This window comes from Zhongshania sp. (assembly GCF_029212375.1).
Taxonomy (GTDB): Bacteria; Pseudomonadota; Gammaproteobacteria; order Pseudomonadales; family Spongiibacteraceae; genus Spongiibacter.
Map to the genome: position 1 here is coordinate 18,535 of NZ_JARGNU010000006.1, position 12,806 is coordinate 31,340.

Sequence of the window (12,806 nt, forward strand, 5' to 3'; positions counted from 1 at the left end):
CCGTAGTGGTTACTGTTGCCGATGGCAAAGGTGGTACAACTACTCAAACGGTAAGTGTAACGGTAACTGCTGTTAATGACGCGCCAGTTGCAGCCGCAATCGCTCCAGTGACTACTGCCGAAGATACGCCTGCCACGATTACTGTTGTCGCAAGCGATGTTGATGGCGACGCACTAACGTACTCAGCAACCGCGCAGAACGGCACCGTTGCTGCTGGTGCAAATGGCGTTTTAACCTACACGCCAAACGCCAATTTTAATGGCACAGACTCCGTAGTGGTTACTGTTGCCGATGGCAAAGGTGGTACAACTACTCAAACGGTAAGCGTAACCGTTACGCCTGTTAATGACGCGCCAGTTGTTGACGCACAAAATTCTGCAAACAGTGTTGCCGTGGCAGAAGATGGCGTAGTTTTCAACACCGTTGCACCGGCTGCTAGCGATGTAGACAGTACCGCGCTGACGTTCAGTAAAGCCCCAACTCAAGCACCCTTGGCAGGCTTAACTTTCAACTCAGACGGCTCTTATTCCTTTGATGCTAGCAATGCGGCTTACCAGCAGTTAGCTGCAGGCGAGAGCAAAGCGCTTAGCTTTGATTATGTAGTAAGCGATGGAAGCAAGACGGCTAGCAGTACACTAACCATCACAGTTACCGGTACGAACGATGTACCAGCATTCACTGCAAGTTCATTGGCTGTTACGGGGGCTGAAGATGATGCATCTATCGTTGGTACTGTAGCTGCAACCGATGTTGATGTTAATGATGTGCTGAGCTATTCGGCTGGTTCTACAGTGCCGAGTAAAGGAGCTGTAACAGTCGATTCAGATGGTAGTTATAGCTATGTGCCAAATGCGGACGCAAATGGTAGCGATTCGTTCTCTGTTATAGTGAATGATGGAAATGGTGGGGTAGTTGAGCAGCTTGTTGCTGTTACGATTACACCCGTTAATGATGCTGCAGATGTTACAACTAACCCAGGCGTGATTACAGGTTCCGTAACAGAGGACGGCGTTACAAACCAAGTCGCAGGGAATGCAGATAATACTGATATTGACAACACTGATGATGCTTGGGCGGTAATCAACAACCTAACATCTGCTAAGGGTTATGGATCCTATTCAGTCACTGCAGATGGCGGTTGGACTTATGTTCTAAATAATGGCAACACTGATGTCAATAACCTTAGCGCTGGCGAAACTTTAATCGATAATTTTGTAATCAAAACAGAAGACGGTACTCCGCAAACAGTAACAATTACTATCAATGGCACTAACGATACGTTTACATATGGTGAGCTACAGGATAATTTCACCGGTTCAGCTGGGAGTGACACCTTCACCGGTGGCTCTGTTGTGGCTGGCGGTCAGCACTCAATAGGAACGGGTGATACTGCGGATGGTAAAGGTGGTCTAGATACTTTAAATATTACTTTGCTAGAAAACTCTATTAATCCCAATATTAAGGGTATAGAGACGGTTTCTATCCAAGCCTTGGACGACGCAGCAACATTGCCTGTTAATGATAAGCCGAATGCTGTTGATTTTCTTAATGCGACAGACGTATTGACCCTTGCTAATAATCGTTCTAACAGCGTGCTGAATGTAAATAACATTCAAGAACCCTTGGATATTAAGATTAATCAAGCATCGGCAGCTACTAACTTGGAATTCGATCCAACAGCAGCTAACGCCGCAGCAACAAATCAAAACATTCAATTTATGAGCACTGGCTCAACCGTGAACTTGGACTACGCTCCAGGCCAAACGCCTGCGAAGTTGACGGCGGTGTTCAATAATTCTGCTAACGCACAAATTGGCTACAATGGCAGTGATGGTAATGCGCTAACTACCGTTGATTTGACTGTTCTTAACAACGGTACTTTTGCGATCGACGTTGATGGTGCGGGTGGTGGTGATACCTTGATTGGTATCAATGGCAGCAATGCACTGTCTACACTAAGCTTGTCCGGTAGCGATAACGTGACTAGTGTGCGTGCGAACAGCGCTGCTGGCTTCAATGATTTAACCAGCGTTAATGCAACAGGCTTGACCGGTTCATTAACAATGGATCAATTGAGCGCAGCTACCGGCATGACCTTTATGGGTGGTAATGGTAAAACCACCTTGACTGTTAGCAGCGCAGCTGTGAATAACAATGTTACTTTCGGAACAAACAACAACGACCGTTTAGTTCAGTCATCAACTAACCTCACCGTTAATGACACCGCGACAGACACTGGCGGTAGCAACGATATTTGGGAAGTGCACCATAATGGCGCTGGCACTATTAGTTACACTGCCGGTGGGTTTGCTAATGTTTTCCCGAGTGTGTCTGGTTTCGAAAACATCGTAATTGATGTTTGGAATAACAGCTTAGAAAGCATTGTATTAGATAGTAGCTTACTACCCGTTGGTGCAGCCAATGTGATACTGCAAGATACCTTCCTTGATACCAATGGTCCAAACGATGCTGGCAAGGTTGATGCAGACATACTGGGTGCGGTAACTATTAACAATGCCAGCGAAGCGTTCAGCTACATTTTTGCCGCGAATGATTTTGCTACTGTAAATGTTAATGCGGCAACTGCAGCTACATCGCTTGACCTTAAGTTTACTGGCTCCGCTTCTGCAATATCGGGCGCGCAACAGGGCATAACAACTGATATAAGCGTTCAGTCTCTTGTGCTAGGTGGCAAATCAGTACCTGCAAATGTCACTGTTGGTGGCAGCACTGCAACATTTGTTAATGTTCAAACTGCAGCGAATGGCATGGTTAACCTGCTCGGCACAGCCTCAAACCATATCGAAGTGCTAAACTTCGACGGTGTTGGTGCGATCTTAGATGCCTCTGGTTTAACAACGAGAACCGAAATAGCCCCAGGCCTAAACCAGTTTGTTTCTGGCGATGCCAGCCAAACAATCAAAGGGACCGGTGCAGCAGATATTATTACTGGTCATGATGCGCAAAATACTACTGAATTCTTATTTGGTAACGGGGGCAATGACACCATCAACGGCGGTGCGGGTGATGACATTATCGACGGTGGCGCTGGTGATGACATTATCTCCGTCGGAAGCGGTCTTAGTGATCTTAAAGGTGGCGAAGGAGATGATCTATTTATCTTCAATGACCCAGTAGATTTCAATAATGCCGATAAAATTGATGGCGGAGCTGGTCAAGACGCCATTCTGATAAGCGGATCTTTATTCAATAAGGATGATGGTGTATTTAACAAAGTTACAAGCGTCAACGAAGTTCGGTACGGTAACTCCAGTCAGCTTACCTTTAACACGATAGCGAATGCGGCTGGTATTGACACTGTAACTAAGGTCGGTGGTGGCTTTGCAGATGTATCCATCGGCGACGGATTTGTTGGCGCGCTGACGGTAAATGTAGGCAATGCAGCTCAGGATAGTATTGCTGCTACAGGTAATGCGGCGGCTGCGTTCTTTAATGTGCAAGGCAATAATACTACCCATAATGCGGCGTTAAATGTATTTGTCAATTCAGAAACAGCGGGAAGCCTGTTTTTAGTTCAAGGTGGTACAACTGCTGGCGACGTATTGAATATTACTGGTAATGGTGCTGGTGCTGTACAGCAGGTGTTAAGCGGTATCAGCAGTATCACTGAGATGGAAACTATTAATTTCTTAGATGGTGCCGGTGTTAATACCTTAAACATTAAGCTAGTCGATAGCTTATTCGATAATGCGTTAAATAATGCTCCAGGCGCTCAAGATGATCTGATCCTAGACGGTACTGGTTTAGGTAATGACAGTCTAATTCTAGACGCAAGTTCGCTAACTGGTAACCACAATATTGAAATTACAACGGCCGCAGGAGCAGACAAGATCACTGGTACTGGCGCAGCTGACATTATTTTCAGCGGTGCTGGAAATGATACGGTACTGGGTGGCGCTGGCAACGATACTATTGATGGTGGCTCGGGAGATGACACAATCACTGGTGGTGCTGGTGCAGATACCTTAACTGGCGGCACCGGTGCTGATACGTTTGTGTACACAAATGTTACGGATTCTTCTGGCACGGTGTCTATTGATACAATTATGGATTTCTTAAGCGGATCGGTACCGGGCGCGGATCGGATAGACATTTCAGCACTTCTCAATGTTGCTGGTGGAGATGTATTAGCGTTTGGCGGCAATGCAAAAGATTTCGCAACGGCGCAAAACAGTATCCAAGCCGGCGGCGCTATAGAGTTTGTTTTCGAGACAGACAACAACACTTTGTGGGTAGACGTTGACAATAATGGCATTTTGAATGGCTCAGATTTGAATATTACAATGCTCAATTTGGCTAACAATGAAATGCATGCAACTGACGTCTTCGCAGTTTAAGACTAAGAGCCATCTAATTTGGATGGCCTTTTTTCCATAATCTCCCCTCAGCCTCCTTTGCGAAAGTTCTGGAGGCTTTTTTATTAACGTGTAATAAGGACGGTTTATGAGCCAAGAACAAATGATTAAAATCGACGGTAAGGATTACCCATTAGATAGCCTGAGTAATGAAGCAAAAAGTCAATTGATGAATCTTCGGGTTGCGGATCAAAAGGTAGCAGCCTTGCAACAAGATTTAGCGATGTTGCAAACGGCGAGAAATGCCTATGCAAAAGCCTTAAGTGAATGTTTGCCAAAGTTAACTCAGTAATTCCGTTTTGCAATTATCATGGTGCTGCTACAATTAAGCGGCGCCATACTTATTAATTTCCGCTCGACCTGCTTTGCGCAGCGACTAACTACCTCCCTTGCCAAACTCATTCTTGCAGCCTACACTACCTGTTCTTGTCGGGGTGCCCGCGTATGAAATACGCAATGGCTGAGATCGTTTTCGAATCCCGTAGACCTGATCTGGATAATGCCAGCGTAGGAAACAAGATCTTCTCAGCAGAGGTCCCTCTGCGTTGTGGCAAACTGAGCCGATCTAAATTTCCTTCTTTGGTTTTATTTTTAAACATTGAATCAAAGACGTGCGCTGTGCTGTGCGCAAAAAGGGGAAAACATGAGTTCTGATTATCCACTGCTTCGCGATACCGCCCAAGTAGATGCTGCCTCAGTTGAGCCATTACCGGGTTCGTCAAAGATTTATGTGCAGGGTAGTCGCGCCGATATTCAAGTGCCGATGCGCGAGATCAAGTTAACAGCGACCCCGGTGCAGACCCGAGATGGCAGCACGCGTTTAGAGCCAAATCCACCAGTGCGAGTTTACGATACCTCGGGCGCTTATACCGACCCCAGGACCAATATTGATATTCGCAAAGGCTTGGAGCCGATTCGCGATCAATGGATTTTTGATCGCAATGATACCGAATTACTTGCCGGCGATAGTTCCGAGTACAGCCGTAAACGTGCAGCCGATTTGAGCTTGCAGCAATTGCGTTTTGATTTAAAACGCAATCCCCGCCGGGCTTTACCGGGTAAGAATGTTAGCCAGATGCACTACGCGCGGCGGGGCATTATTACGCCGGAAATGGAATATATCGCCATCCGCGAAAACATGGCTTTAGCCGCCGCCAAAGAGGCGGGCGAGCTGCCAGGGGAACTGGGTTTTCAGCATCCCGGCAATGCCTTTGGCGCCAGTATTCCAAAGGAAATTACGCCGGAGTTTGTCCGCGAGGAAGTGGCGCGTGGCCGTGCGATTATTCCCGCCAATATCAATCACCCCGAATTAGAACCGATGATTATTGGTCGTAACTTCTTGGTGAAGGTGAACGGCAATATCGGCAACTCGGCGCTGGGTTCGTCCATTGAAGAGGAAGTGGCCAAGCTCACTTGGGGTATTCGCTGGGGCGCAGATACCATGATGGACTTGTCTACCGGTAAAAATATTCACGAAACCCGTGAGTGGATTGTGCGCAATTCGCCGGTGCCCGTGGGTACCGTACCGATTTATCAGGCGCTGGAAAAAGTCGATGGCGTAGCCGAAGATTTAACTTGGGAAATTTTCCGCGACACCTTAATTGAGCAAGCAGAGCAGGGCGTGGATTATTTTACTATTCACGCGGGCGTGTTACTACGCTATGTGCCGCTGACCGCGAAACGCGTGACCGGCATTGTGTCCCGAGGCGGTTCGATCATGGCGAAGTGGTGTTTGTCCCACCACAAAGAGAATTTTCTCTACACCCATTTTGACGACATCTGCGAGATTATGAAGGCCTATGATGTGTCCTTCTCTTTGGGGGATGGCCTGCGTCCTGGCTCGGTGGCAGACGCCAATGACGAAGCCCAATTCGGCGAGCTGCGCACCCTAGGTGAACTCACCAAGCGCGCTTGGCAGCACGATGTGCAGGTGATGATCGAAGGCCCCGGTCATGTGCCCATGCAGATGATTCATGAGAATATGACCGAGCAGCTCAAGCACTGCGACGAAGCGCCTTTTTACACCCTGGGGCCGCTGACCACGGATATTGCCCCTGGCTACGATCACATCACTTCGGGTATTGGCGCTGCCCAAATCGGCTGGTATGGCTGCGCGATGCTGTGTTACGTCACCCCCAAAGAACACTTGGGGCTGCCCAATAAAGATGACGTAAAAACCGGCATCATCACCTATAAAATTGCCGCCCACGCCGCAGACTTGGCCAAAGGCCACCCCGGCTCCCAGTTGCGCGACAATGCCCTGAGCAAAGCCCGCTTTGAATTCCGCTGGGAAGATCAATTCAACCTTGGCCTAGACCCCGATACTGCACGCTCGTACCACGACGAAACCCTGCCCAAAGAATCGGCCAAGGTCGCGCATTTTTGCTCCATGTGCGGCCCCAAATTCTGCTCCATGAAGATCACCCAAGATGTTCGCGACTACGCCGCCAAACTAGAAGAGGATGAACTGGAAGCCGAGATGCAGAAAAAATCTGCAGAGTTTAAAGAGCTGGGTAGTGAGATATATCAGAAGGTGTAAGGGCGAGTCGGGCGTCGGGTGTCTGGAGTCTGAGGTATGAGCGCCGCATCAGACATCAGACATCAGGCGTTCGACCCGATTCACATTGGCATCGCCGGTGCAGGCCTCCTCGGTCGCCTCCTCGCGTGGAAATTACTTCAGCTTGGCCACCGCGTGAGTTTATTTGATCGTGGTAGTCGCGCTGGCGAGTTAAGTGCTGCGCGGGTGGCTGCGTCGATGTTGGCGCCTTATAGCGAGGTGGCCAGTGCCGAGCGTCAGGTGTTTGACTGGGGTTTGATGGCGCTGCGCTGGTGGCCGGAGCAGATTGCATTATTAGAACAGCAAACTGGGCAAAGCATAAGTTACGGCATGGACGGCAGTGTGGTGGTGGCCCACGATTTGGATAAATCCAACTTGCGACATTTTGAGCAGCAGTTACAGGCGAAAGTCTCTGACCATTGCGACAGAGTCGAACGCATCGATCGCATGCGTTTGCGGGATCTAGAACCGGAATTGGCCGAGCGTTATAGCTCGGGTCTGTTTCTTGCCGACGAAGGCTATCTTGATAACGAGGCTTTGTTGTCGGCATTGGAGGCGGCGATTACTAAGCTGGGGGGCAAGTGGTTTGAATATAGCGAGGTCGTCAGCCTTGCCCCCAAGCGTATTATTTTGAGCAATGAAACCTTGGCGTTTGATTGGGTGGTGGACAGCCGTGGTCTTGGTGCTAAAGCGCAGTTGCCAGACTTGCGCGGTGTGCGCGGCGAAGTGTTGTGGGTCCATGCGCCAGAAGTGAATTTACAGCGGCCGGTGCGGCTGATGCACCCGCGTTATAAATTGTATATTTCGCCGCGCCCAAATAATCGCTACGTGATTGGCGCGACGGAAATTGAAAGTGAAGCTATGCAGCCCGTTACCGTGCGCTCGACCTTGGAATTGATGTCGGCGCTCTACAGTGTGCACAGCGGTTTTGCCGAGGCGAGTTTGCTTCACGCCTTTGCCCACTGTCGGCCGGCGATGCCCGATAATTTGCCAGTGCTGAATTGCGAGGCAGGCTTGCTAACGGTGAATGGCTTATACCGCCACGGCTACTTACTCAGCCCCCAGTTAGTGGAGAATGCTTTGGCGATGCTGGCGGAACAAACCGAAAATAGCGTTACGGTATAAATGGAAAAATTGATGGATAGAGTACCCAAATGATTTCAATTAGTGTGAATAACAAACGCCGTGAATGCGATGCGAATTTAGCGCTAGCTGAGCTGCTTCCGCTATGGGGTTTTGAGTGCGAGAAAATTGCGATAGCGATAAATGGCGACTTTGTTCCGCGATCGCAGTATGGCGATTTGCGTTTAAATGCCGGTGATCTAGTGGATGTATTGGCGCCAGTGCAGGGCGGCTGATGGCAAGTCGGACGTCTGAGGTCGGATGTCTGACGAAGCACACTCTGCCAGCGCGTCCGACCTCAGACGTCCGACTAAAAAACACAGAGCTATAAAATGACAATATCACAGCCAGACCACTGGACCCTCTACGGCCAAACCTTCCACAGCCGCCTCTTAATTGGCAGCGCGCTGTATCCGTCGCCAGCAGTAATGCGCGAAGCGATTACCGCGTCGGGTTCGGAGATTATTACCGTGTCGCTGCGCAGGCAGTCGCCGAGCGAAGCCGGTGGCGAGGGTTTTTGGCAGCAGTTAAAAAGTTTGAATAAAACCTTATTGCCGAATACGGCGGGTTGCCACAGTGTGAAAGAAGCGGTGACCTTGGCGCAGATGTCGCGGGAGTTGTTTGAAACCGATTGGTTAAAATTGGAAGTGGTGGGCGATGATTATAATTTGCAGCCCGACCCACTGGGCACGGTGGAGGCCGCCGAGCAGTTAATTAAACTCGGCTTCAAGGTGTTTCCCTATTGCACCGATGATTTGGTGATCTGCCAGCGCTTGCGCGATGTGGGTTGTCAGGTGTTGATGCCCTGGGGTTCGCCAATTGGCACTGGGCGGGGTTTGATGAACCCCTATAATTTACAAACCATTCGCGAGCGGATTCCCGAGTTGCCACTCATTGTTGATGCCGGTATTGGTAAACCCTCTCACGCCGTGCAGGCCTTGGAATTGGGCTACGACGGTATTCTGCTGAATACCGCCATTGCCCAGGCGGGGAATCCGGTATTGATGGCGCGGGCCTTTCGCGACGCCGTTGCGGCTGGCCGTCAAGCTACCTTGGCGGGGGCGATGCCGGAGCGACAAACCACTTCGCCATCCACCCCAACCTTGGGTATGCCCTTCTGGCATCAGCAATAATATCGTAGCGGTAAGGCTGTGATTACTGCAAATACAGCGCTTTGAGCTTGTTAATCTCGGTGGCATCTACGGCCAGTGCTTGGTCTAGATAGTTTTCCACCGAGCCGTATTTCTGTTCAATATGTGCAAAGGCGATGTTGATAAACGGTGTGCCGTCGGCGGTGATGAGTGGCATCGGGCCTTTGCTCTCTTTTTTATTGTAATGCAGCATCATTTTAGCGAAGGCATTGGTTTTGGCGGCGGCTTCTAAATCGACATCGCCCCGCTCTACGGCTGGCCGGCGGTATTGGGTAGACAGTAAATAGTCCTGAGCAATTGTCTCTCGTGGCACGCCCAGCGCGCTAAGCAAGAGGGCAGAGGCAAAGCCAGTGCGGTCTTGTCCTGCCGAACAATTCACCACCAATGGCGTGTTGTTGTTTAGCAATTCTTGGAAATACATTTTCATTTGCGGCTGGTATAGCTCAGAAATATTGCCGTAAAAGCCTTCTATTCCGATAGGTTTGTTTTTGCCTTCGGGTGCATTTAACTTCATCTCGGCGACGCTATAAGGGTGGTTAATATAGCTAATTGACGGGTTGTGACTCACCCAGCGGTTGGGGTAAAGCGCTAGCTCTTCTTGCGAACGCAGATCAACCACGGTTTTAAAATGGCGTTTGTTTAAGGTTTTTTCGTCGGCGGACGTAAGGCTGCTCATGGTGCCAGAGCGAAATAATACGCCGCTGCGCACGGTTTTATTGTCGGCGGTGGTATAGCCGCCGAGGTCTCTAAAATTGGAACCGCCTTCGAGGGCGAGTAAGCGCGAGGAATCGTCTATTTTAGTTTGTGGCGCCGTTTGGGTTTCAGCCTGTAAATATGGCGCTGTGCTGAATGTGAGTAGTGCGCTAATGGCGAGAGCAATACCGCGAGATTGGATTTTCATGGGTTGAACTCCTGAATTAATTAATGGCTTGGAAAATCAATTTTACGGTGGTGCGGTTCTGCACCACCGTTTGAACCGCACTTAAAAATGCAGGCGCACACCGAGCAAATAACGGCGGCCATAGCTTTCTGACTGGTTGATGGTGCCATTGCTGGCGTAGCGCACATCGGTTTCATTGCTTACGTTATTGGCGTTGGCGTAGACCGACATGGTGGCGCCGTCAAAGTCGAAGGGCAGTTCATAGCTCAGCGATAAATCTACCCGCTGTTGCTCGCCCCATTTTTCATTTGGGTCTTCGATGGGTGAAATCCACTCGTCGCGATACTGGTAGTTGATTCGGGTCGATAGCCCGTAGTCCTCGTAAAATACCGAGAAATTGTAGAGGAGGTCCGAGGTGCCCGGCAGGTCGTGGCGGTCGCCATTTAGGGCTTGGAATTCGCTGTTGAGCACGGTTAGGTTGGCGCTAATACCAAAGCCGTGAGCGGCGGTGAACAGGTCGCTGGCGTGCCCGACAAAGTTCAATTCTACACCGTGCATTTTGCCATTGTCGCCATTTACCGAACCTTTGTATGTCCAGCTTTCGCCTGCCGCGCTAGGCAGGTAAACGCCGCCATCAATGGTACTCGTGTCGGCGTAAATCACGTTGTCGACAGTGCGATAAAAGGCGCCAGCAGAGAGGATACTGGCCGGTGCAAAATACCACTCTAAGGAGGTGTCGATGCCAGTAGCTTCTTCGGCCTCGAGGGTTGGGTTGCCACCGATGACTTCTTTGTTGATTACATCCACTTTAGCGGCGGCGCGCCATTCATCGTAGGTGGGGCGGTTTAAGCCGGTTGTGGCCGAGACGCGCAGCTTGAGGTCTTCTTGCAAATTAATATTGAAGTGCACACTGGGTAGTACATTAATGAAGTCGTCGCTGACCGAGATGGGGTCGCCATTAACACTGCCTTTGCTGCGGTAGTCGGTTTGCTCAATTCGGGCGCCGACCACAACATTACCCCAGTCGAGCTCAGTGGTGGTCATAACATAGGCGGCGAGTATTTCCTCATTAATGGCAATCTGGCCGTCTTCGCTAGGGGTGACTGGGCCGAGCCCGCCGGTGCTGGCCCAAGCGCCGCGCAGGCCGATATTATTGTAATAGGTGGCGCCAATAGTGTTAGTGGTATTACTGTCCCAGGGATTTCCGGTATTGTAATCGTCGATGTTTACTGAGGCTGGGAAGGATTTAATAGCGGGGGTAGCAACAAAGCCATCGGCATCGCGGGTATCGCGCTGCACGCCAGTTCTTAGCACCATGTTCTTACCAAGCCAACTCAGTTCGCGTTCGGCGTCGGCTTTTATTTTTAAGCCATTAATTTCGAGCAATTGGCCGTAGTGAATGCCAATGGTGCTGGCGTAGTTAATTGTGGCAAGGTCGCGGTCGAGATAGAGTTTTGGATCTTCGATATCGCTCAAGTCATAGCTTGCCACCGCGCTACCACCAACGCTGCGGGGAATCGGCAGGTTCATTTTAAATTCGGTGTCGGTGCCATTTACCCGCGTTTCAAGCAGCCATTCGCCCAATTGGAAATCTGCGCCAAGGGTATTCGACTCGGTTGAGTTTTCGTATTGGCCGTATTCCAACAAGCGTTGCACGCTCACGTCTTGATTGCTGCCGCTGACGCCGGTTGCGGGAGTGTTAAACGCAAACACAAATTGGTTGCGCTGCTCTTTGTCGATGAACTCGCTGTAGAGCGTGGAAATAAACAGGCGTTGCACGGTGTCGTCGCCGCGATATTCTAAGGTGCCGCCGTAGGCCGAATCTTCGCGGGTCACTTTATAACTGCGAAAATCGAGTTCATTCACAATCAGCTCACCGGTGGTGGCATCGCGTTCTAAATCGTATTCGCGGTTGTCGGTAATTTGTTCGCGGCTGTTCTCTGAGACAAAGGCGACAAAACCAAAATTTTCATTCGACCACGAGGTACGCAAGCCGTATTTCTCTATATCACCGCCGCCGAGCTTTTGTTCACCCAAGCCGACATCGGCGGCGAAAGACCAGCCCTCATTCGCAAAGGGGCTAAAGGTTTTAATATTAATAAAACCCGCCACCGCCTCCCCTGGCATACTTGGCAGAATGGCTTTATTCACTTCTACGGTGCGGGTAATAACTGAAGGGATGCTATCGAAGCGCGGAATGCGGCCATTTTCAGCACCGGGCACATCAATGCCGTCAAAGGCGATACTGGTATAGCGAAAGGGGGCGCCGCGTAAATTAATGTAGCGGGCTTGGCCTTGGTCGCGCTCTATTGCCAAGCCGGGTAGGCGGCCAAGGGAGTCGGCGAGGTTTTGGTCGGGAAAGCGACCGATGGTATCGGCAGAGATAATCTCTACATAATTGTCGGCAAATTTCTTAGCGTCAAAAGCCGCTTGCTGGCTGTCGCGGATAGGCGCGGCGGTGACGGTAATCATCTCAAGTTTGTTTTGCGCCAAACCGAGGCTGGGCATGCCTGCCGCTAGTCCCGTCATGAGGTAATACGATAGGCGTTTGCTGCCGAGGGAATTCATTGGAGTCTCCTGTTGATGATGTAATTACGGTGTTGGTGAACGGCGCGTCAAAATGGCCACGGAAATAAGTCAGGGGGATTGTCGTGGCTGTGTGTGTCGGCTTTGTGACAAAGACATCTACAGGGGTTTAGAGATGTCTCTAAACGCGCCTG

At 50.2% G+C, this 12,806-nt stretch carries 8 protein-coding genes and 1 riboswitch; of the genes, 6 read left to right on the forward strand and 2 right to left on the reverse strand.

What is annotated here, in order from left to right; translation table 11 throughout:
- The first annotated feature begins 5 nt into the window (after window positions 1-5).
- From P1U47_RS07915 to P1U47_RS07940, 6 genes are all read left to right on the forward strand, one after another.
- Complete coding sequence (locus P1U47_RS07915; protein WP_301028173.1) at window positions 6-4,358, forward strand: S-layer family protein; 4,353 nt, start codon at window positions 6-8, stop codon at window positions 4,356-4,358.
- Window positions 4,359-4,464: 106 nt separating this feature from the next.
- A complete protein-coding gene (locus P1U47_RS07920) occupies window positions 4,465-4,668 on the forward strand; it encodes a DUF6447 family protein (protein WP_301028174.1) in 204 nt (67 codons plus the stop codon).
- A 128-nt stretch (window positions 4,669-4,796) separates the two neighbouring features.
- Window positions 4,797-4,907, forward strand: a riboswitch (TPP riboswitch).
- Window positions 4,908-5,019: 112 nt separating this feature from the next.
- Window positions 5,020-6,915, forward strand: coding sequence for a phosphomethylpyrimidine synthase ThiC (gene thiC, locus P1U47_RS07925; RefSeq protein WP_301028175.1), 1,896 nt, complete (start codon window positions 5,020-5,022; stop codon window positions 6,913-6,915).
- A gap of 36 nt (window positions 6,916-6,951) precedes the next feature.
- Window positions 6,952-8,058 carry a glycine oxidase ThiO gene (thiO, locus tag P1U47_RS07930; protein ID WP_301028176.1) on the forward strand — a complete coding sequence of 369 codons (1,107 nt, stop codon included), beginning with the start codon at window positions 6,952-6,954 and terminating at the stop codon, window positions 8,056-8,058.
- 29 nt (window positions 8,059-8,087) lie between these two features.
- Complete coding sequence (gene thiS / locus P1U47_RS07935; protein ID WP_301028178.1) at window positions 8,088-8,291, forward strand: sulfur carrier protein ThiS; 204 nt, start codon at window positions 8,088-8,090, stop codon at window positions 8,289-8,291.
- Window positions 8,292-8,387: 96 nt separating this feature from the next.
- Window positions 8,388-9,188, forward strand: coding sequence for a thiazole synthase (locus P1U47_RS07940; RefSeq protein WP_301028179.1), 801 nt, complete (start codon window positions 8,388-8,390; stop codon window positions 9,186-9,188).
- Between the two features lie 22 nt (window positions 9,189-9,210).
- Here the strand turns inward: P1U47_RS07940 and P1U47_RS07945 are convergent, their stop codons facing one another.
- Window positions 9,211-10,107 carry a tyrosine-protein phosphatase gene (locus tag P1U47_RS07945; protein ID WP_301028180.1) on the reverse strand — a complete coding sequence of 299 codons (897 nt, stop codon included), beginning with the start codon at window positions 10,105-10,107 and terminating at the stop codon, window positions 9,211-9,213.
- An 81-nt stretch (window positions 10,108-10,188) separates the two neighbouring features.
- Window positions 10,189-12,654 (reverse strand): TonB-dependent receptor, encoded by a 2,466-nt coding sequence (locus P1U47_RS07950; RefSeq protein ID WP_301028181.1) that lies wholly within the window; start codon window positions 12,652-12,654, stop codon window positions 10,189-10,191.
- Between the last annotated feature and the right edge of the window lie 152 nt (window positions 12,655-12,806).